Raw genomic sequence first — 21,523 nt, forward strand, 5'->3', positions numbered from 1 at the left:
ATGTCTGAAGTCAAGATTTGACCCCTTTAGTTCCTACACTCTAATACACTCTGAGTATGTGACAGTTTTGCTAGGCTTTTTTTAGGGCTTATCGGCCAAATTTGCATCGCTTATCAACCCTTTTTCGCCGTGTTTTTCAGTCTTATCAAATCTTTTCACTAAAAAGTAATCATCCTCATTCAAAGATGTAGCAAGATCATTATCAACTACGATTATTTGATAGCTGTCTTTTAATGCAGTCTCATTCAAATCAACCATTGATTTATAAATCTGCTCGTAAATAGCTGGATCTGATAGACTGCTATCATCTCCATCTTCCCTTGAATATTTCCCTATATTTTGTCCTGGAGTATCCAATAATAAAGTTGTTGGTAAGTATCCTCCATTCTCAAGGAGGTATTTTAATCTAGAAATGTACAAGTACACCGACATTAAAGTCCTAACACCACCCGATGATATTTTAGAGTAAGATCTTTCTCTAAAGTTAGGCATAAACTTTTTGTCTATAGAGGAACCGTAAATTCTGGTCAGCTTAGAGCTATCCATAAGATTTTTATAATGTGTAGAAAGCTCCTTAATTATATCATCTGTAGATACTAACTGAGACTCTACTTTTTTAAGGTCAGTTTTCAGCTTTCCAATATGTATTTCTTTACTTCTAATTCTGGAATAAATATCCTCAAGCTTTTGAACTAACTTTGAATTCCTTTCAATCTCTACAAGTCTTTCGGATAATGAGCGCCTTACAGCCTCAGCCCTCGAAATCATTTCAATTATTGGAGATAGTGATTCTAAATTATTCTGTTCAAAATCATATCTCACTGTGCTTAATAGCTTCTTCCTTTCAGTAATATTTTGATCTAATAAGGTAAGATCCAACTTAATTTTATCAATTGCCTTAGAGCAACCAGACAGTCTATTTTTTACGGAGCGTTGTTCAAATTCCAGTTGTTCATTAGTGAGAACCTCGTCATCTAGTTTTATGGCACCACTACATGTAGGACAACTAACTTCTTTTTGGGTTAACTCATGAACACTTAACGAATCCCTCAATATAAGTGAATCTTTAATACAACTAAGATCCTTTTCGTAAGAAGCCTTAAGTCGTTTATAGTCGGTTAGTTTTGCTTTTATTGCATACCTACTGTTTTCAAGATTCTGAATGTTTTCAACTAACTCTTTTATTTCAACGCTGAACTTATCTGAAGTAGATGAAGCAAGTTTACTATTTGTTTTTAGCAATTGGATTTCTTCATCAACAGCTTCTAATTCCACTTTCAACTTAACTGCATCTTCACCTGAGTTTATTTTAGAGTTAGTTGCAGATAAAAACTCATCAATAGACTTTGCTTTGCTGCTAAGTGCTTTAAAAGCTTCGGCTTCTTTTTTGATTTCTTCACTCAATTGCGCTAACTGATCATCATGGACACCATAAACAAACTTTTGTACTTCTACATTTCTGTTGAATAAAGGGCCATTAGCTAAATCCATTAAGTTGTCACTTGCGACACGCTTTTGTTTTAAATGAATTAGCTTCATTAAATCACGAAAGCTCAATCGACTACTATTTGAGTCATCTTTGTATTTTGATTGTTTAAGCTTTACTTTTGGAATATCTAAGTAATCAAGTAATATATCTGAAATCCAGCCATCAGGCTCTTGACCTTCGGAAGATGCAGAACATAATAAAGGGTAATGGTCATTAATATTTGCATAGGAACATTCATACACCTTAATTAGGTTTACTTTATCTCCTAAAACTCGATTTAACGTTATTACTTTTTGGTTGATTGAAACCTCTAAAACTACACTTCTACCGTATAGTTTAATTTCGTCATTATCTAAGTCACCAAACTTACCACCTAAAGCAAAATCGATAAGGTTAAGAATACTAGATTTACCTGAATCAAGATCTCCCCAAATCAAATTCAATCCAGATTCAAATGTGCATCGATACTCACGCTCAACACCTACTATTATTAACTTTTTAAATTCCATTTTTATTTTATTCATGAATTCTCCGATACAAGGCTTACTAGTTTGCTTTCGTTAAATGTTGCGAGCTTCTTCAAGATCGATAAATTTTTATCTAAGAATTCTGATGAAGACTTGAAGTCAGGTAGTTCGAGAGCCTCAATCATGCCTTCATCATTGAGGCGCACCTTTTTGGACTCAGTCAAAAGTAAAAAAGGTATTATTGCATCACTCTTGCTTTTGATATCAGAAAATTGATAACCATTTTCATAAAGATCCTGTTGGTAACCATACACACTGCCTAAATCCATAGCATTTGAAATTTTTTTTAAAAGCATTGGATTATTAACAATGAAATACAACAACTCTAACTTCTCTAGAGTCAGAATTTTTCGTCCACTCCTATTTTCAGATAAATTATGAATTAGAAATGATACTAAAAAAACTCTATAAAACCTTTCGTTTCTATAATCAAACAAATCATCTGACCTCATTTTCAATTGAGTCTATTGTTACACCATCACACCAATTTACATCCAAATTTAGGCGATTAGACTCCTGATGCAAAATTCCTTTTTTATGAAGAAAATTAAGGTACTCCACAAGGCAATCTAAAGAACTTTTATCTAATTCAACTATTTTACTATGAATCTCTTTAACAACTTCACTATTTGATTTCACACCTTTGCAGGAGCTATAGGTTCTGTACAGACTTATAATTTTACTTCTAAGTTCTTTAAAAACCTCTAGTTCATTTTTCTTAGCAGATTTCATAATAAGCTCTGCATGGAAAAAAGACTCTTTCGCATCTTCTATTAGCCTTTCTTCTACGGATGCTAATACCATTTTAATGACAAAAATTTCTTTATCGTATGAGTGTACATCTGATTCATATTCAACTTGAGTTAACTTTTTTTGTCTATGGGTATGAAGTATCTCCTCTAGGTATTTACTTACTACTTTGTAAGTTAAATCCTTAGAATTTGATGGCTTGCAAATTTCACTATGACTAACTTGTAATGTTTTAGATTTGAACTTTTTCACCGTATTCGGGGTAGCACTTAATTTTCCAACACACTCGTCATGTAGCGCTTCTACGTAGTAGCTTTTTGGCAAGTCATCAAAGCTTTCAACCCAAAGATCATTTAATGTCGTCATATCTTCATTTAATGGTTGTAGCTCTCTAGCATTCACATTAATAGGGCCAAGGATTACAGCTGGAAATGATCCCCTGTGAGGTGTAGCCAAAGAAATATAACCAATTACAGGTATTTGGATATCTTCATATTCTTCAGCCATGTGATTTAAGATAAAGTTTTTGCCAATAAGCCCGCCCATACTATGGCAAATAAATACTATACTGTCATAGTTTGCACTTTCGACTTCTAGAAATGTTGCCAACGAATTTGTTAGTGAATTAATGGATGAATTTTTTCTAATTTTTGGTTTGTTAAAAAAAGATCCTGTATATTTATTAATTAAACCTACAAATGAACTCCCCAAAACATTTTGAGTAAGGTTGACAATTTTTGTAAAGTAGTCGAACTCAATTACATCAATTTGATCGCTTATTTTGCTATCGGCTTGCAATAACTCAGAAAAACTAGCCCCATTTTCATCATTAATCCAAGTCCCACCTCCACCAGTGAGACCATGAATCATAACGACAAGAGTTTTACTCATTTTATTAGCTTCCCTAATATAGTAATGCTAGGTATTGCTAATACAAAGTGCATCCCAGCTAATTAACTTACTCTTTAATATCAATAAAATATCATACACTAAATATAAGGAAAAACACAAAACTTAGGAGCAGCTCTTGACTGTTGCCAAGACCAAACACCAATCTCACGTTTAACCCCCTTTCCCCCGTCATCACGCCCTGAAAATAAGTAATTGATGAGTAATATCGCGCATGGATGCGCGATAAGGCGAAACTAGGCCATGGATGGCCTATTTTCGCCGCTTACGTTCACATCAATTAATTATTTGAAGGATTAAGCGTGATGCTCGGGGCGCCGTGGGGTTCCAAGGGGCGGTCGGCGGCAGCCCCCCTTGGTTGCCGCCAGCAATCTGGCAAAAAACCTTGAATAAGGTTTCTAATGTAGGTCACGGATTTATCCCGACAAAAGTTAGCAAGTTAGAAGTAAAAACCATCAGTCAAGGTGATACAACTTTTTTGGCTAAAGCCCAACCTACAAACCAGACGCGCCAGCAAGCTCAGCGCCTACGGTGGCGTTAAACAATTCGTGGCTGAAGCCATCCCCTACAACAATATTTACCCTCGGTGCAGCGCGAAGCGCCACTTTGACCTCTGTGGTGAAATTCATTTATCGCCCTAAGAACGACCCCACACCAGTAGGCTTTCGTTGCACTCTCCCCAACCTACGCCACTTGCGTTGTAAGGTGAAAGTTAAGTGCTTTTATCACTTGAAAAAAGTTTCGCAACGAGTTTTGGTTTTACCATTCACCGCCTTATACGAGCTTTCACGATTTAATCCTATTGCCTAAGCAATATCACTCACGCCATGCTTTTTCACCAAAGATCTGAAAGTGGTCACCCATAAGAAGCTTCCGATCATGCTGACGACTGTGTTTTCTTGCTCTCTGTATTCAAAAACCAAGTATTGCTACTTTTCAAACTCATTAATGATTTTGAAATATTTAATCCTCCCACCTTGCATTTACCTAAAAAGTGAACTTAATTAAAAAGTAATGGAACTTCATCAAAAGGAATTTGCAATGACTAAACTCATCATTATTGCTTGGTTACTTTTTTGTTCGCATGCTTACGCGACAAATATTTTTAAGCTTAACTCACAATCTAAAAATACAGATTTAGCTGATATTCAACCAAACCACCCACAATGGAATGCCAGCTCAATTTATGTAGCCGGCGATGTTGTGACTCACAACAACAGCTTATTTATTGCCGCTTTTTGGGTTAAAGGCATTGAACCGATAGAAAACCAACCCCATTGGGATGGTTGGATTTGGCTGCAAAATACTGTGATAGAAAAATGGCAAGCAAACAAAGTGTATCAAGCCGGCAACCTTGTAAAACACGGAGCCGACTACTACCTTGCCCGCTACTGGAATGAGAATAACGAACCCGCCCCCCACAGTAGTTGGCAAAAAATTAAAGATTTATTTTACCAAACCCCAGATTTACCACCTGAACACCCTGACGACTATAAAACGCTGGACGGTGTTGATCAAAATGACAACGGTATCCGCGACGATTATGAGCGCTATGTGTATGAAAAGTTTGATTCTCCACAGCTCATCACCTTTAGTTTAGGTGCAGCTTCAACATTACAACTGGTTATTGATATTGAGCAAGGGCGCATACCAAATTTAGATGCTGAGATCGGTAAGCAGATTATTTTGGATATGATCAACATAAGCTACTGTGTTCGATATTTACAAAATTCACACCCACACTTTAGAGAACCCGAAGTTTTATACTTTAATACGATAGATAGAGCTTACGCTAACCGGAAAAGCCAAAATAAAATTAGTGACTATATTGCTTGGGATGACGACTTTCATTACGGCGCTGATAGAGACTGCAAAATACTTAAGGAGGACATAAAATGAAAGCTACATATATTTTGTTCTTACTTATATTTCCAATTTTGACTTATGGTAATTATCAAGCACTAGATCGGTACTGCTCTAAAAATATTGATAATGTACGCATTTTCTATGTCAATGGTATGCGGACTAATATCAAGCAATACAAAGCTAATTTAAATGAATTAAGTTACTTTCAAGATTCTTATCTACCAGAATTTAAAAAAGGAGCACTTCCTGCGGGAAGTTATAATAAAAGTGAAGCTATACTTATACAAATATATGAAGTCGCACAGCAAAAGTATAGTGACTTGCCCGTATTTTCACCTGAGTATCGTATAATAACTGCAATAATTGGAGGCACTGTTAGCTCACTATCAGATATAGATATCGCTCAAATTGAGTCTGTTTTACAGGATGTATTTACTGAAGTAAATTACTCTATTATTGACGAGACAGACTATAAAAATGCATTTCAAAGACTTCAATTTCAGATGCATTCTTGCAACCGTATTATTCTTATTGGTCACTCGCAAGGTAACTTTTACACCAATGCTCTTTTTGAGGAAACCATATCTACTTATCAATATAGCGACGGGTATCTTGCTTCCGATTATCCACTGGTTAGCCTAGCCGCAATAGCAACACCAACAAGTTCAATAGGAGGAAGTTTGGGGGAGGAATATAAAGAGATCATTTCACACCTTACACTTGACGAAGACTGGGTCATACGAGCCGTAAGGATTTTATTTGGTAGTTTACCTTCAAACTATTCTGCTGAGTCTTTATTTGACTCAACTGGTCATGGGTTAATTGATGCATACCTAAGAAATAATGCAGTTGCAAATGCAATAAGTGCTAAAATTGAAGCTTCTATTTTAAACCAAACTCCTTTCCCCTTATTTGAACAACACCCTGTAAATTCAGATGCTTTTTCACACATCGGCTATTCAACGATTAATAAAATTCTTGATCTCAAATTTGAATCAGGAAGTGTTTATCGTTATTACAATATACCTATTTTAGTATGGGATGAGTTGTATTACTCAACATCAATGGGGAAGGTTTTTAATGATAATATTCGAGGCCAATACCCTTTTGATAAGTTAGATATTGAAAGTATGACTTATCTAAAAATGACGTCACTTGAACCAGTTGCAAAAGTTGAAAAATAACTAAACATTGGACTAGAAATAAAAAAGGGTGAGCCACGATAGCTCACCCTTTTTAATAATTATGGTTTGGGAATAGAGATTGGATTCCCAATCTATAATTTCATTCCCAAACTATAATAACTCTGATCAATAAAATTATTAATCTCTGTATGTCTCTACCGCTGGGCATGAACACACTAGATTACGGTCGCCGTAAACGTCATCGATACGCGTTACTGTAGGCCAGAATTTGTTTTTAGCCACTGCTGGTACTGGGAACGCAGCGTAGAAGCGGTCGTATGCTCTGTCCCACTCGTTACCAAGTACGTCGCCTTGTGTATGCGGTGCAAACACTAGCGGGTTGTTTTCGATAGACCATTCGCCAGAGATCACTTTGTCGATTTCGCCTTTGATTGATACCATCGCTTCGATGAAACGGTCGATCTCAACTTTAGACTCCGACTCAGTAGGCTCAATCATCAAGGTGCCCGCTACAGGGAACGACATAGTTGGTGAATGGAAGCCGTAATCTTGTAAGCGCTTAGCCACGTCCATTTCAGTGATGCCTGAAAGCTCTTTAAGTGGGCGTAAGTCAACAATACATTCGTGAGCAACACGGTTGTTGCGACCACGGTATAAAATTGGGAAGTGCGCGCTTAACTCGTGAGTTAGGTAATTTGCACTTACAATTGCCATTTCAGTGGCTTGTTTAAGGCCTTCGCTACCCATCATGGTGATGTAAGCCCATGAGATAGGTAAAATAGCTGCTGAGCCGTATGGCGCTGCTGATACTGCACCGTTGCCGATACTCGTACCTGATACGTTAATTACGCTGTGGTTAGGCATAAATGGCGCTAGGTGTGATTTAACACCGATTGGGCCAACACCTGGGCCACCGCCGCCATGTGGGATACAGAACGTTTTATGCAAGTTTAAGTGCGATACGTCTGAACCGATAAAGCCTGGGCTTGTTACACCAACTTGTGCATTCATGTTCGCGCCGTCCATGTAAACTTGGCCGCCGTGTTGATGAATGATGTCACAAATTTCACGAATTGTTTCTTCGTATACACCGTGCGTAGACGGGTATGTGATCATGATACACGATAGGTTTTCTGCGACTTCTTCAGCTTTCGCTTTGAGGTCTGCCATATCTACGTTACCGTTTTTGTCACAATCAACAACTACAATTTTCATGCTCGCCATTTGTGCAGACGCTGGGTTAGTACCGTGCGCTGAACTTGGGATCAAACAAATATTACGGTGCGCATCGCCACGAGACTCGTGGTATTTACGAATCGCGATTAAGCCTGCGTATTCACCTTGTGCGCCAGAGTTTGGCTGTAATGAAACGGCGTCGTAACCGGTGATGTTAACTAACCAATCATGTAGTTCGCCCATCATGATTTGGTAACCTTCTGCTTGGTCTAGCGGGCAGAATGGGTGAAGATTAGCAAACTCAGGCCAAGTGATTGGGATCATCTCTGCGGTCGCGTTTAGTTTCATAGTACATGAACCTAACGAGATCATTGAGTGGTTAAGTGCTAAATCTTTGTTTTCAAGGCGTTTGATATAACGCAGCATTTCAGTTTCGCTGTGATACGAATTGAAGTTAGGGTGCGTTAAGATTTCATCATCGCGTTCAAGGTTTGCAGGGATTGAATCGCTACCGTTTGCTTCGATGTCTGCTGCGATTGCATCAACACTTAAGCCGTGGTCTTCGCCAAGAATGATATCAAACAACTGTGCTACGTCTGCGCGCGTTGTGGTCTCAGATACTGAGATTGAGTATTCGCCATCATGGTTAGTAGCAAAGTTTACGCCGTTTGCTACAGCACGCGCTGTTACGTCGTCTTTGTTATCGCTAACAACTGTTAGGGTATCAAACCAGGTGCTGTGCTTAAGGTTTACACCTTTAGCTTTAAGGCCTGCGGCTAAAATATCAGCAAAGCGATGAATACGCTGTGCAATAGTTTTTAAGCCTTGTGGGCCATGGTACACCGCATAAAACGCAGCCATGTTAGCTAGCAATACTTGCGCTGTACAAATGTTTGAGTTGGCTTTGTCGCGGCGAATGTGTTGCTCGCGAGTTTGCATTGCCATACGTAGTGCATCGTTACCTAAACGGTCTTTAGACACACCAATGATACGACCTGGTAATGAACGTTTGTATGCATCACGTGTTGCGAAAAATGCAGCGTGGGGACCGCCGTAACCCATTGGTACACCAAAACGCTGGGCAGAACCAAGTACTACGTCTGCGCCAAGTTTACCTGGTGCTTTTAATAATAATAAGCTCATGATGTCAGCAGCAACACAGGCAATCGCTTTTTTGCTTTGTACGCCAGCGATTAAATCTGTGATATCGACTACTTCACCTGATGTTGATGGGTATTGAAATAACGCACCAAAAATTTCGTGATTTACAGCGTCAGCAGCAGGACCTACAACAACTTCAAAACCAAATTGGTCGGCACGGGTTGCCACAACGTCAATAGTTTGTGTGTGTACGCCATCAGCGATGAAGAAGATGTTGGCTTTTTTAGCTTTAGATACACGCTTTGCAAGGCCCATGGCCTCGGCAGCCGCAGTTGATTCATCAAGTAATGATGCACTTGCTAAATCAAGACCGGTAAGGTCTAAGGTCATAGTTTGGAAATTAAGTAATGACTCTAAACGCCCCTGAGCAATCTCTGGTTGGTATGGAGTGTACGCTGTATACCAGCCTGGGTTCTCAAGCACGTTACGTAAAATCACGTGTGGTACATGAGTTGGGTGGTAGCCTTGACCGATGTAAGATTTAAACACTTTATTTTTGCTTGCTACTGATTTTAAGTAGCTTAGTGTTTCAACTTCAGTGCGGCTTTCGCCCACTGTTAGGCCTTGCTCTAAGCGGATGCTTGCAGGTACAGTTTGACCGATCAGCTCTTCAACACTCGATACTCCAAGAGCACTTAGCATATCGCTTACTTGTGCTGGGCTTGGCCCAATATGGCGGCGAATAAAATCTTGCGTTTGCTCTAATTGTTCAAGAGATTTGGCGTTTGACATTTGTCCAGATTCCTATGATCCAAAAAATAAATGGTTATTACTAATGGGTGACCAGTAATAACTTAAAAGCTTTTGATTTAATAACTTACAGTGTATGGAAAGTAAGCAGTAAAATCATAAAAGCCCCAATTATGTTAGGTATAATGGGGCTTTTAGTACGGCGATAAACTAATTATTAGTCTTCGTCGATGGTGTTTGCATAGCCTTCAGCGTCAAGCAAGTTTTCTAGCTCAGACTCGTCAGATGCTTTAATGCGGAATAACCAACCGTCGCCGTAAGCGTCGTTGTTAACTGTTTCAGGTGCATCTTCAAGGTCTTCGTTGATTGCAACGATTTCACCGCTGATTGGTGCATAGATGTCTGATGCCGCTTTTACTGACTCCGCTACTGCACAGTCTTCGCCTGCATCTACTTCATCGCCTACTTCTGGTAATTCAACAAATACCATGTCGCCAAGTAGTTCTTGTGCGTGCTCAGAAATACCTACAGTGAAAGTACCGTCACCTTCGTTGCGAACCCACTCGTGTGAAGAGGCATACTTTAACTCGCTAGGGATATTGCTCATTTTATTCATCCTTTGGTTTATATTGGGTGATAACACCAAATCTTTTAATTGATACTTAAAGTACAGACTTACCGTTACGTACAAAGCTTGGTTTAACTACTTTTACGTTAACTAATTTTTTACGCATTTCTACTTGAGCAGTTTCGCCAGTTGAACGTGGTACACGTGCAAGGGCAACACTAAAACCAAGTGTAGGTGAGAAAGTACCAGAGGTAATGACGCCTTCGCCACCATCAACAATTACTTTAGAACCACTACGCAATACGCCTTTTTCTTCCAGTACTAGGCCAACAAGTTTATCAGTGCTTTTGTCAGCGCGTTGCTGTACTAGTACGTCACGACCGATAAAGTCACGATCTTCAGGTTCCCATGCAATGGTCCACGCCATGTTAGCAGCAAGTGGTGATACGCTCTCGTCCATATCTAGGCCGTAAAGGTTCATACCCGCTTCTAAACGTAGTGTATCACGTGCACCAAGGCCCGCAGGCGCAACACCAGCATCTAGCAGTTGTTGCCAAAGATCCGCAGCTTGCTCGTTCGGTACAACAATTTCGTAACCGTCTTCGCCAGTATAGCCTGTTGTAGCAATAAATAAATCACCAGTTTGCACACCAAAAAACGGCTTCATATCTGCAACAGCTGCTTGTTGTTCAGCCGTTAATATAGTGGCAGTTTTTGCTTTAGCATTAGGGCCTTGTACTGCAATCATGGCAAACTCTGGGCGCTCTGTTACTGCAACGGCAAAATCAGCTGAAACTTTAGCCATGTGCGCTAAATCTTTTTCACGAGTTGCAGAATTAACCACTAAGCGATAATCAGTATTTGAGAAGAAGTAAATGATAAGGTCGTCAATTACGCCACCTTGCTCATTCAGCATGCCAGTGTAAAGCGCTTTACCAGGAACGGTTAATTTAGCAACATCGTTAGCGACTAGTTTACGAAGGAATGCTTGTGCTTGCTCGCCTTTGACATCAACAATAGTCATGTGTGAAACGTCAAACATGCCTGCATCGGTGCGCACTGCGTTGTGCTCTTCGATTTGCGAACCATAGTTGATTGGCATTTCCCAGCCATGAAAATCAACCATTTTTGCTTTTGATTCTAGGTGCTTTGCATGTAAAACTGTTTTAGAAGTCATAATATTCCTTCACTTTATAATTAACCCAAGATTGGGCGTGGCCTCAATTTAATGAGGGGGAATAACATGGGCGGCGATTATACATAAGTTGTAATGCACCTAACACCCAAATTGCGATTTGTTCTAACAAATAAATTACAAAAGCTGGCAACTAAAAAATACGCTAGCCAGCTTATCAATTTATGTTTAAGCAACGTCTGGTAGTGACATATCAAAACCGCGTTGCTGTAAATATGTTTGCCATTTAGTCAGCTCAGGCGCTTTGGCCACCAGCTGAAAATACTGTATTGATTGTTTATCAATAGCGGTAATAAATACCTCACCACTTTGCGCACCGTAGCAGCTGTTGGCGTCTGACAAGCGCAGTCCAGGGGTGAGTTTAAATGCTTCGACTAACGCGTCAAATGCCTGCTCACCAGACAAAGTTAAGGTCGCTAAATCAGTGCGTGTAACAAACTCAATATCGTAGCGCAGTTGCTGTTCACTGATCAGTGCTTGTAATTGAGCCGCTGCATCTGTGTGCAACACGAATCTAAACGCTGTTGCACTAAAGTAATATAACGCAAAGCTATAATTGCTGTTTAGGTCACCATCTAAGGTGCCTTTCACACCTAAACCACTGGCGGTTAGTTTGTTTAAATCTAACCCTAATATAGTGGTTAAAAACGGGATTGCTTCAGTGCCGCTAAAATCGATCACCACGGTGTTTGTATTGACCTGCAGCATATTGCTATCAGCTGCTTCAATCTGGCTATGACGAGCAAACATTATCGGGCTAAAAGTCATTATCGACACCTATCAATCTTTAATGGCAAAAGTATATTGTGCAAGTCTAGCAACAACAAATTGTAATTATTAATCAATTGATAAATAATACTTATCAATCTACCCCCATAAATTGTAATTTTTAATATGAAAAATATCTCAACAGACAGCTTACGCACGTTAGTTACTGTGGTTGAAGTAGCAGGTTTTGCTAAAGCAGGTGATTTACTTGGCTTATCGCAACCCGCTGTAAGTTTACAAATAAAGCGGTTAGAAGAAATGCTCGGGCATAAGCTATTTAAAAAACAAGGCCAGCGCCAAGTACTCAATCAATACGGTGAACTGCTGCTGCCGATGGCAAAGCAAATGCTGCTGCAAAACGACACCATTTTGCAATTATTTACTAAAGAGAATGTGACCGGTAAGGTACGTTTGGGAATACCCAGCGAATTTGCCGCTCGGATCTTACCCGCTATTATCGGTGACTTTGTGGCACTTTACCCTGAAGTATCGTTAGAGGTTAAATCGCGTTTAAGTAAGCATTTATTGTCGGTTTCACGAGAAGACCAGTTTGATTTAGTACTGGCGTTAAATGAAGATTTAAACTCTGAAAAGTTCCCTGTTTTTATGCAAGACCAACTGGTCTGGGTTGGTGATTTATCAATAGCACAAAATGACGTTGTTACGCTTGTGACTGCACCGGAAGGTTGTATTTATCGACGCCGCGCCATCGAGGCATTGCAACTTGCAGGTATTAAGTACCGCATAAGTTATAGTAACGCTGATTTAACAGGCCTTACTGCGGCTTTAAAAGAAGGATTAGGGATCACCGTTTTGGCTAGAAGCACAGTGCCTAATGAACTTAATTATGAGTTAAACACCGCTATTTTACCGAGCCTAGGTAAAATAGGTATTAGCTTAACAAAGCATGCAGAACAAGCCGAGCATGCGGTAGATAAACTTGCCGAGTTTATTGCATTACGCTTGACCTAATAGCTAACAAAAATCCGCCTTTAGTTACCTTTTGATAATTTAAATTAACGCAATTAATATAGTAATACAATATTAACAACAATATGTTTTCATATTTATATTCAAAAACTTACTTAACGATCGGAATTGTTACAAATAGGATTGATTCGTATTATTTTACATGTTTAAATTGCGCCAGTTAAAATTAGACACATACAGGATCTATAATGCCTCCTAAGCTTATTGTTTCAACACTTTCGATGGCTATTGCTTTATCATTAAGCGCTAATGCCGTTGCAAATGATGCAACAAATAAAAAAAAGAACTTTGAGCAAATTACCGTTATTGGCTCGCAAGCCGCAATTAACGATATTCCGGGTTCTGCTACATTTATCTCAGACGAACAATTACAAAAATTCGAATTTACCGATATTTCTCGTGTTTTAGCATCTGTACCAGGTGTTTACGTGCAAGAAGAAGATGGTTATGGCCTGCGCCCTAACATTGGTATGCGCGGAACAGGCACTGGCCGTAACGATAAAATATCTGTAATGGAAGATGGCGTTCTCGTAGCACCCGCTCCTTACTCAGCGCCATCGGCTTACTACTTCCCTACTATGGGCCGTATGGAGTCTATTGAAGTATTAAAAGGCGCAGCCTCTGTTAAGTATGGCCCACGCACTACCGGTGGTGTTTTAAACTTACTTTCGCGCAGCTTACCGACCGAAGGTTCAACGGGTTTAGTAAACGCCGAACTCGGTAGCGATGGTTTTTATAAGGGCCATGCTTACTTCGGTAAAGAAAAAAACAATGCAGCCGGCCTTATTGAAGTTTTCAGCTATGGCGCAGATGGCTTTAAAGAATTACCTGTAGGTAGCGACAACACAGGCTTTGAAAAGAACGACGTTCTACTTAAATTTGGTTATAAGTTTGGTGAAAACAACGCGCATAACCTAGAGATGAAAATTAAGTACTCTGATGAACAATCTGATGAGACTTACATGGGTTTAACAGAAGAAGATTATAAAGCGTCACCAAACCGTCGTTATGCCGCATCACAAAAAGACCAAATGAACACGCAACATAATGCATACCAATTAAATTATGCTTATCGTTTTGGTGATGGTTATGAGTTATTAGCGACAGCTTATCTCAATGATTTTCATCGTAATTGGTACAAAGCGAGCAAAGTAAGTGAAAGCTATTTAGCACAGTACAGTGAATTTGAAGCGGCACCAACAGCTGAAGGTATTGAAGGCATTGGTATTAAAGCAAATAACCGCGACTACCAAGCCAAAGGTGTGCAATCAGAGTTGCACATTCCTGCGGGCGATCACTATGTGACTGTTGGCGTGCGCTACCACGAAGACGAAATGGATCGTTTTCAGTGGGAAGACAAATACACACTTAATCAAGATTTAAGTATGACCTTAACGTCTCAGGGCGTTCCGGGTTCTGACAGCAATCGTGTAGATAGTGCAAAAGCAACAACGTTATTCATTCAAGACCAGTGGTCAATCGATGCATTAGTGATTAATGCAGGCCTTCGTTATGAAGACATCACAATTACCCGCGTAGAGTGGTCAAAGTCTGATCCTAAACGTGAAAATGGCTTAACTAAAGACGTTTCAAACGATACACAAATCTTAGTGCCATCACTGGGTGCAACTTACACCGTAAGCGACAGCCTAACGCTACTTGCAGGTATTCAGCAAGGTTACGCTCCTGCAGCACCAGGTAATGCTGACCAAGAAGAAGAGGAAAGCGTAAACATTGAGTTTGGTGGCCGTTATAACGTTGCTGGTTTTAATGGTGAAATCATTGCATTCTTCTCTGATTACAGCAATATGCATGGAAATTGTACTGCATCTGTAGGCTGTAGTGATGAGAACATTGGCGACCAATACAACTACGGCGAAGTAGAAGTATCGGGCTTTGAGTTCTCTGCAGGTCGTATTTTCGAAACTAATAGCGCAACATTCCCTGTACGCTTAACTTACACTTATACGGATTCACAGTTTAAAAATGATTTTGCATCAGATATCTGGGGGCAAGTAAATAAAGGTGATGCAATGCCTTACGTTCCAGAGAATCAAATCGCTCTTTCATTTGGTGCCGTGCTTTCAAGCTTTGCATTTGATACGCAGGTGCGTTATGTATCTGACGCACATGCTGATTTAAGTGCTGACGGCCTGAATGCAATCGACAGCCGTGTTGTGTGGGATTTAGCCGCTAAATATTTAATTGATGACAATCAAAAAGTATATCTAACGGTTGATAACTTGTTTGATAACACTTACATCGCTAACCGCGCAAACGGTGGTATTCAACCAGGTAAACCACGCACAATCCAAATGGGTTACAGCTACGCGTTTTAGGCTAAAGGCTAAAGGCTAAAGGCTAAAGGCTAAAATTATAAAAGTCGTGTTTGTTAAATCAAGCACGGCTTTTTGCTTTGTATTCATTACAGTTCAATTAATACTAGTATTCACACATCAATTTAATTTCAAAATCTAATAGCAAACAACTACCAACTACCAACTACCAACTACCAACTACCAGAAATGGGACGATAAATGGCAGCCTGGTAGGCATGCAATTAAAATAAAAGAAAATAAAAAACGTGCTAATGAATACAGAAAAGCTTATGAAAGGGCTGTAAAACACAGGGAAGTAAAAAAATAAATATCAAAACCAAAGAGAAAAAGAAAAGTCGCAATGTAAAGGTTCTGGTAGAGGAATTGCAAGAGTAATAACAGGCATCGTCTGTAGAATAAAATAACTATATTTTCATGAGCTGCATATTGCAGCTCATTTTCTAGGAGTAGACTTGATGGAAACTGAATTAGACCTTGAGGCTTTATGGGATGAATGCTTTGCCATACCCGACGCATCCCCTGACGTAAAATATGCCAAACAAAACTTTTTCAATCGTACAGAACAACAAATATTCGTGGAATTTGGTATAAGTGTTATTGAGAGCACCAGTGAGCTAAGGGAAATCACTCCACCACTTTTTAATATTTATTTTCCACACTTTCAAAATTATGTTTTAAAATGCAGGCATGACTCTATGGATGCAAACTGTATATCTAGTTGTTATATGGGTCTTTTAGCGGATAAGCTGCAGCAAGGAATAGTGAGTAACAAAGAGATCCTTGATAAAGCTGTACTTGTTAATCAGCACTTTAGAGAAAACCTCTGCTTTTACAACGACTGTCCAGAAGTATATGGCGACTTGAAGCTTAAATTAGATGAAGTCGATAAGTTGTTGGCTCAGTATGAAATTAAATAAACACTGATTAAAAAAGAAAAAGCGCGATGTGTTATAAATCGCGCTTTTGCTCACTTACAAACTTTCTTAACGAGCTAACTTTACTCTCGCCAACTTTAATCTACTTCCAACTTCTCATTTTATGGCCTTTAAGCGCATAGAATAAGATGAATAAGTAACTTGGGATCATCAAGGCGTAAGCACCTTGCGCACCTAAGCCTGCTACGTTACCCAAACCAATCAGTAATGGGCCTAATGCACCACCGGCAATACCCATAATAAGTAAACCGGATGCAGTGCCAGTTAAACGACCTAAGCCAGTTAATGCTAACGGCCATATTGCCGGCCAAACCATGGCATTGGCAAAACCAAGTAAGGCAATACATAACAATGGATCTGGCAGCTCAGGGCCACCAAATGGTACTAATAATAGATTAGCAAGAATAAATGAGTCATTACTTCCCATTATTACTGCAAGTACAGTTACGATACCTGCAAGCCCAGACATAACGAGCGCATTTTGCTGCGACATAAAACGGGGGATCAGTGCGATACCAATGGCATAACCAACCAACATGCACGCCATGGTGTATGAGGTCATCACTGAGTAATCGGCAATCCCAATCTGTAATGCGTAAGAGCCAATGGTATCTGCGGCAATCACTTCAACAGCAACATATAAGGCAATACCAATTACACCCAGCACTAGGTGAGGATGTTTTAGTGCTTCTTTTACTTCGCCTTTACCATTACCTTCAGACTCTTCAAAAACCAAATCAGGTAGCGATGAAAATTTAGCAAATGCTGCAAACGCAAAGATCAAACCTGCAATTGCCATATAAGGTAAAATAAGACTATTCGCCATCGCATCTTTTTGCTGTTGTGATAATTGCTCACCATCAGCGACTACACCGCTGACAACAACGGCAGCAAAAATAACAGGCACGATAACCCCAGCAAATTTATTCAGTAAGCCCATAATACATACACGAACTGCCGCTGATTTTTCAGATCCCATTTTAACAACATACGGATTTACCGCTGTTTGTAGGATTGTTTGCCCAACACCTATCATTAGCTGTGCAAATAAAAATATTTCAATCATCTGCATTTTAGCAGCAGGAATATACATCAAGGCTGACGCGGCCATTACTGCACAGCCAATTGCCATACCATTTTTGTAACCTACACGCTTAATAAGCATTGCAGATGGGATGCCAGCGACTGTTACGGCAATATAAAATGAGGAAATAATAAATGAGGCTTGCAGTGGCGATAACACCAACATTTGCTGTAAAAACGGTGTAATAGCGCCATTTAGCCAAGTTATACAACCTAGAATGAAAAACATTGAGCCTGCCAATGTCATTGGCAGCCAAATACTATGTTTAGTGTTTGCTTCACACTCGACAGTTGCTTCCATAAATTTATCTCAACAGTTTATTTTAATTAATTATTTTAGCATTACGCCGTGAAAGCTCTATAAACCAAGGCGCTGCAATCCTAAAATCATTTTTATTACATTAAATTAATCATACACCAACAAAAATGACAGCGCTATCATTTTTAAAAAGCAAAAAATCAACCCTGTTTGTTATAAGGCTTTATAATAAGCAACGCTTAAAAGGCTTTTATTTCACCGCCAATGATCGCCCTTTACGGATACCTCTTTGAGAAAGCGTACGAACTTGCTTTACATTAGTGGCTTTATTTTCATCATCATAAATGAGCCAATTGCCAAGACTATTTTGATATTCGATGACAATCCCCGGATACAAAGTAAATGCATCTAAGCCTTCACTTTGTTGTTGTGCAGCTACGCTAGGTAAACGATAAAAGCGCCCTGCTTGCTCTAGCTTTGCAAATTCTTTAAAGCCAACTAACGCCGCAAAACGCTGCCAATCAGCTGCTTTTTGTTGCTTAAGCGTTGTATTAAAATGGCCTGTATTTTGATCATACTTAGCGCCTTGCCCGTTATAATCTAATTCCCATGGCGCTTTATGCCAAGCTCGCTCTGCAAGCGCTAATAACCGTGGATATAACATGTACTCAGCTTGCCTGTCACTGCGAATGAGCTCTGACCATAAATGCCCTTGCAAACCAATAAAAGGTTTTGTGCGCATCGTTTTACGATCATCAGCACTGTAATGATGATTGTTTACCGAGCGCCAAATTTCAGCATGCGCAGGTAAATTATCCGGCATAAACTCAAACACTTTTTTACTGTCAATCGCGCGACTCGCCCAGTGATTCCCAGGCTCTTGCGGATGCGACTGATATGGGAAGTCAAAATAAGTTACATCCGGGCTTGATAACACCACATCCCAGCCTTGGTTAGCATGACGATGCGCAACCTCATGCCCACCATCGCTCAGCGTTGCCCACGCATTTGACTGCACATTTGCTGGCATGCTCTTTAGCGTAACGTCGTTCATACCGTCGCTCCATCCGGCCACTTTAAAGCCTTTTTTAGCGACCATGGCACTGACTTTTTCAATAAAATAGCCATTAAATGAATGCAGCGCCGGTTGTTGGTTTTGCAAACGCCGACAGCTTGGAGAGTCAACCCACGCACCAGCCGTCTCATCGGCGCCAATATGGTAAGTTTTAAGAGGCACACCGGCTTGCACATGTAATGCGTTTACTTCATCGAGCACTTTATCGATAAATTGATAAGTCGATTCTAAACAAACATTTAAGGTGTTATCTTGATAATGCTGGATTGAACTGTACTGAGTTTTATCAGCGGGTTCGACTAAACGATACTGTAGCGCCTGTACACTTTTGCCTTGGCCTATTAAACGGTTAAACCTTGCCTCCATTGCAACAATTGCCGCGCGCGAATGCCCTGGCATATCAAGTGATGGGATCACTTCAATAAAGTGCGCTTGAGCATATTTTAATATTTCAATGTAGTCATTCTGGCTGTAGTAACCATTTACCGCTGATTGACTATCAAGTCCTGCGCCTAGCTGTGGTAACAAACAACGCTGTTCGGTTAAATCTAAGCAACGCTTGGCACCGACTTCCGTAAGCTCTGGTAAGTCGTTAATAGCCAATCGCCAGCCTTCATCATCCGCTAAATGCAAGTGTAATTTATTAAGCTTATAGGCGGCCATTTGCTCTATGGTATTTAAAATAAATGTTTTTGAACGAAAGTTGCGTGCTACATCAATGTGCATGCCTCTAAATTCATAACGCGGCGCATCAGTAATATTAAGTGCTGGGATGGTTAAATTATCAAGGCTGACTAACCCTGCGATGCTCTGCAACGCATAAAATATCCCTGCAGAACTCGTTGCGCTAATCGTTATTTGCTCATGTTGAATTTTTAACGTGTAAGCCTCTGGGTTATCAGCTGCTAAATCTAACTTGAGCGTAGTTTTAATCCCTTGGCTATGCTGCTTAATACCAAAACGTGCTAAGCGTTCTATTGCCGCTGTAAGTTGTACTTGATCAATATCATTCGCTAGTTGTAGATTTAGGCCTTGGCTTAAATCTACCGCCTCACCCGATAATAAAGTTAAAGCGACCGGCTTTGGGATCAAACTCAGCGGTGGCGTATTTAATATAGGCCGAGACTCACTTTCATATAAATACTCAGCGTCCATCCATGGTGTCGCATCGTCGTTACTAGTTTGTAGTTGTTCATAGGTTAAAAATGGTGCTAAATATGGTTGTAACTCTAGCTTAGTGTCAGGATCAATCGCGGTTTTAGTACTTTTAATAACTCGGCTTGTTAAACCCGCACTTGCCAACATGTAATTAGGCATAAACTCAGCGCGAGTAATTTGCGATTCTTGACTATAAAACTCTATACTTATCGGCGTATTTTCTTTAAATCCGGCAAATGCCGAGGTGGGCTTTATTTGGTGTAAATCGCCATTGATATGCGTAATGGTAAACTGCGACGAGTCAGTGCTATAAATTGGCATTAGCTGACTAAAATAAATTGACCACTGTTGACTGTTTGCGTCAAAAGGTGTGCTGAACGTCAAACGCGATAAGTAACACTGCTTTTGATGAGGTGCAGGGCAAGTATCGGGCTTTGCCGAAAGTAACTCATATTTTATCGATAACTGCTGCGCGAGGGTATCTAACTCAGTTTGCGATGGTGCTTTAGCAAAAACTGCAGCCGAACATATGGCAAGCACCAATAATATAATTCTACGCATAGCTAGCTCCCAACGATTGTTCATAAGCCATGTCGTTTATAAATAACGCATGGCTACCAAGTAATGGAGCATCGTCGCCAAGCTCACTAATACGAATATCTAACGACTGCAAAATAACTGGATTAACTAACTTAGCTAACTGAATATGCAAACTAGGTAAAAAGCACGCTGATGATTGTGCAACCGAGCCACCAAGTACAATAACGTCAGGGTCAAACGCGAGTATCACATGGTTTATTGCATGAGCGAGATGCTTGCCAAACTCATCAAATAAACGTTGTGCGTATGCGTCATTTGCCAGTGCCTCTTGGTAAGCTTGCTTACCCGTTGTACCTTGATTAATAAAAAACTGCCCAGAGGTAAAGTGCTCAATAATCCCTTGTAAATAACTAAAACTGCCAAACTCTCCTGCGGCTGAGTGCTTACCCGTATATAATCGACCATTAAGCACCAGTCCGGCGCCAAGTCCAGTGCCTAGGCAAATGCCAATTAAATTCGTATCTGATTTAAAATTACCTTGAGTAAATTCTCCCATAGCAAAACAATTTGCATCATTATGCACCCGTACGGGCAGTTTAAAATGTGTGCTTAATAGCTGCTTTAACTGCACATTTTTCCAATTGGGGATATTAACCGTTTCGATCACTTCGCCAGTTTCCATTAGCACCATGCTAGGTACACCTACGACGATACCAATGCAAGTATTGTCAATCACTTGCTTGATGATTCGACATAAAAAGTCGTTTGTTTGCTGCTTACTTGCTGAGCCGTCCACATCAAAATAGCGTTTTTCTATTACACCTGTTGCGGTTACTTTTGCGACCAGCGCTTTGGTGCCACCAAGATCAACACATAATAAAGTTTGTGACATTACAACCT

Annotated in this window: 16 protein-coding genes; 5 read left to right on the forward strand and 11 right to left on the reverse strand. The window is 39.9% G+C overall.

Features of this window, described 5'->3' with window-relative positions; genetic code table 11:
* Positions 1 to 81 precede the first annotated feature (81 nt).
* From PVK79_RS18995 to PVK79_RS19010, 4 genes are all read right to left on the reverse strand, one after another.
* Entirely contained in the window at positions 82 to 2,013 is a 1,932-nt protein-coding gene (locus PVK79_RS18995) for an AAA family ATPase (RefSeq protein WP_257323998.1), read from the reverse strand.
* Positions 2,010 to 2,453 carry a hypothetical protein gene (locus tag PVK79_RS19000; protein WP_257323999.1) on the reverse strand — a complete coding sequence of 148 codons (444 nt, stop codon included), beginning with the start codon at positions 2,451 to 2,453 and terminating at the stop codon, positions 2,010 to 2,012. Before PVK79_RS19000 ends, PVK79_RS18995 begins: the two co-directional genes overlap by 4 nt.
* 1 nt (position 2,454) lies before the next feature.
* Positions 2,455 to 3,657 carry an ABC-three component system protein gene (locus PVK79_RS19005; protein WP_257324000.1) on the reverse strand — a complete coding sequence of 401 codons (1,203 nt, stop codon included), beginning with the start codon at positions 3,655 to 3,657 and terminating at the stop codon, positions 2,455 to 2,457.
* 512 nt (positions 3,658 to 4,169) lie between these two features.
* Positions 4,170 to 4,304, reverse strand: coding sequence for a hypothetical protein (locus PVK79_RS19010; RefSeq protein WP_257324001.1), 135 nt, complete (start codon positions 4,302 to 4,304; stop codon positions 4,170 to 4,172).
* 412 nt (positions 4,305 to 4,716) lie between these two features.
* Between PVK79_RS19010 and PVK79_RS19015 the strand changes: the two genes are divergently transcribed.
* Together PVK79_RS19015 and PVK79_RS19020 are read left to right on the forward strand one after the other, a co-directional pair.
* Positions 4,717 to 5,574 (forward strand): chitodextrinase, encoded by an 858-nt coding sequence (locus PVK79_RS19015; RefSeq protein WP_257324002.1) that lies wholly within the window; start codon positions 4,717 to 4,719, stop codon positions 5,572 to 5,574.
* Complete coding sequence (locus PVK79_RS19020; protein ID WP_257324003.1) at positions 5,571 to 6,725, forward strand: KTSC domain-containing protein; 1,155 nt, start codon at positions 5,571 to 5,573, stop codon at positions 6,723 to 6,725. Before PVK79_RS19015 ends, PVK79_RS19020 begins: the two co-directional genes overlap by 4 nt.
* Before the next feature lie 138 nt (positions 6,726 to 6,863).
* On the opposite strand, the gene gcvP is transcribed toward PVK79_RS19020, so the two are convergent.
* From gcvP to PVK79_RS19040, 4 genes are all read right to left on the reverse strand, one after another.
* Positions 6,864 to 9,755 (reverse strand): aminomethyl-transferring glycine dehydrogenase, encoded by a 2,892-nt coding sequence (gene gcvP, locus PVK79_RS19025; protein WP_257324004.1) that lies wholly within the window; start codon positions 9,753 to 9,755, stop codon positions 6,864 to 6,866.
* Between the two features lie 175 nt (positions 9,756 to 9,930).
* On the reverse strand, positions 9,931 to 10,320 hold the full coding sequence (gene gcvH, locus PVK79_RS19030; RefSeq protein WP_145241859.1) for a glycine cleavage system protein GcvH: 390 nt from the start codon (positions 10,318 to 10,320) through the stop codon (positions 9,931 to 9,933).
* Positions 10,321 to 10,375: 55 nt separating this feature from the next.
* Entirely contained in the window at positions 10,376 to 11,458 is a 1,083-nt protein-coding gene (gcvT, locus tag PVK79_RS19035; RefSeq protein ID WP_257324005.1) for a glycine cleavage system aminomethyltransferase GcvT, read from the reverse strand.
* A 186-nt stretch (positions 11,459 to 11,644) separates the two neighbouring features.
* A complete protein-coding gene (locus PVK79_RS19040; protein WP_257324006.1) occupies positions 11,645 to 12,244 on the reverse strand; it encodes a hypothetical protein in 600 nt (199 codons plus the stop codon).
* 126 nt (positions 12,245 to 12,370) lie between these two features.
* Here PVK79_RS19040 and PVK79_RS19045 point away from each other — a divergent pair, with 126 nt between their 5' ends.
* The 3 genes from PVK79_RS19045 to PVK79_RS19055 all read left to right on the forward strand — a co-directional run bounded on the left by PVK79_RS19045 (position 12,371) and on the right by PVK79_RS19055 (position 16,490).
* Entirely contained in the window at positions 12,371 to 13,216 is an 846-nt protein-coding gene (locus PVK79_RS19045; RefSeq protein ID WP_145241866.1) for a LysR family transcriptional regulator, read from the forward strand.
* Positions 13,217 to 13,422: 206 nt separating this feature from the next.
* Entirely contained in the window at positions 13,423 to 15,573 is a 2,151-nt protein-coding gene (locus PVK79_RS19050) for a TonB-dependent receptor family protein (RefSeq protein ID WP_257324007.1), read from the forward strand.
* A 455-nt stretch (positions 15,574 to 16,028) separates the two neighbouring features.
* Positions 16,029 to 16,490: a hypothetical protein gene (locus tag PVK79_RS19055; protein WP_257324008.1), complete on the forward strand. Its 462-nt coding sequence runs from the start codon at positions 16,029 to 16,031 to the stop codon at positions 16,488 to 16,490.
* A 100-nt stretch (positions 16,491 to 16,590) separates the two neighbouring features.
* Here the strand turns inward: PVK79_RS19055 and nagP are convergent, their stop codons facing one another.
* From nagP to PVK79_RS19070, 3 genes are all read right to left on the reverse strand, one after another.
* Positions 16,591 to 17,892 carry an N-acetylglucosamine MFS transporter NagP gene (gene nagP / locus PVK79_RS19060; protein WP_257324009.1) on the reverse strand — a complete coding sequence of 434 codons (1,302 nt, stop codon included), beginning with the start codon at positions 17,890 to 17,892 and terminating at the stop codon, positions 16,591 to 16,593.
* A gap of 208 nt (positions 17,893 to 18,100) precedes the next feature.
* Entirely contained in the window at positions 18,101 to 20,644 is a 2,544-nt protein-coding gene (locus tag PVK79_RS19065) for a family 20 glycosylhydrolase (RefSeq protein ID WP_257324010.1), read from the reverse strand.
* Positions 20,637 to 21,515, reverse strand: a complete 879-nt coding sequence (locus PVK79_RS19070; RefSeq protein ID WP_257324011.1) for an ROK family protein — start codon at positions 21,513 to 21,515, stop codon at positions 20,637 to 20,639. The genes PVK79_RS19065 and PVK79_RS19070 overlap by 8 nt, the downstream gene beginning before the upstream one ends.
* Positions 21,516 to 21,523: the final 8 nt, after the last annotated feature.

The organism is Pseudoalteromonas rhizosphaerae (genome assembly GCF_028885455.1).
GTDB classification, from domain to species: Bacteria; Pseudomonadota; Gammaproteobacteria; order Enterobacterales; family Alteromonadaceae; genus Pseudoalteromonas; species Pseudoalteromonas rhizosphaerae.

What these genes read in the sequence shown, in the direction of transcription:
- gcvT (WP_257324005.1), bottom strand. Translation starts at nt 11,458, where the DNA reads ATGACTTCTAAAACAGTTTTACATGCAAAGCACCTAGAATCAAAAGCA.
- PVK79_RS18995 (WP_257323998.1), bottom strand. Translation starts at nt 2,013, where the DNA reads ATGAATAAAATAAAAATGGAATTTAAAAAGTTAATAATAGTAGGTGTT.
- PVK79_RS19045 (WP_145241866.1), top strand. Translation starts at nt 12,371, where the DNA reads ATGAAAAATATCTCAACAGACAGCTTACGCACGTTAGTTACTGTGGTT.
- PVK79_RS19010 (WP_257324001.1), bottom strand. Translation starts at nt 4,304, where the DNA reads ATGAATTTCACCACAGAGGTCAAAGTGGCGCTTCGCGCTGCACCGAGG.
- PVK79_RS19015 (WP_257324002.1), top strand. Translation starts at nt 4,717, where the DNA reads ATGACTAAACTCATCATTATTGCTTGGTTACTTTTTTGTTCGCATGCT.
- PVK79_RS19050 (WP_257324007.1), top strand. Translation starts at nt 13,423, where the DNA reads ATGCCTCCTAAGCTTATTGTTTCAACACTTTCGATGGCTATTGCTTTA.
- gcvH (WP_145241859.1), bottom strand. Translation starts at nt 10,320, where the DNA reads ATGAGCAATATCCCTAGCGAGTTAAAGTATGCCTCTTCACACGAGTGG.
- PVK79_RS19040 (WP_257324006.1), bottom strand. Translation starts at nt 12,244, where the DNA reads ATGACTTTTAGCCCGATAATGTTTGCTCGTCATAGCCAGATTGAAGCA.
- nagP (WP_257324009.1), bottom strand. Translation starts at nt 17,892, where the DNA reads ATGGAAGCAACTGTCGAGTGTGAAGCAAACACTAAACATAGTATTTGG.
- PVK79_RS19070 (WP_257324011.1), bottom strand. Translation starts at nt 21,515, where the DNA reads ATGTCACAAACTTTATTATGTGTTGATCTTGGTGGCACCAAAGCGCTG.
- gcvP (WP_257324004.1), bottom strand. Translation starts at nt 9,755, where the DNA reads ATGTCAAACGCCAAATCTCTTGAACAATTAGAGCAAACGCAAGATTTT.
- PVK79_RS19020 (WP_257324003.1), top strand. Translation starts at nt 5,571, where the DNA reads ATGAAAGCTACATATATTTTGTTCTTACTTATATTTCCAATTTTGACT.
- PVK79_RS19065 (WP_257324010.1), bottom strand. Translation starts at nt 20,644, where the DNA reads ATGCGTAGAATTATATTATTGGTGCTTGCCATATGTTCGGCTGCAGTT.
- PVK79_RS19055 (WP_257324008.1), top strand. Translation starts at nt 16,029, where the DNA reads ATGGAAACTGAATTAGACCTTGAGGCTTTATGGGATGAATGCTTTGCC.
- PVK79_RS19005 (WP_257324000.1), bottom strand. Translation starts at nt 3,657, where the DNA reads ATGAGTAAAACTCTTGTCGTTATGATTCATGGTCTCACTGGTGGAGGT.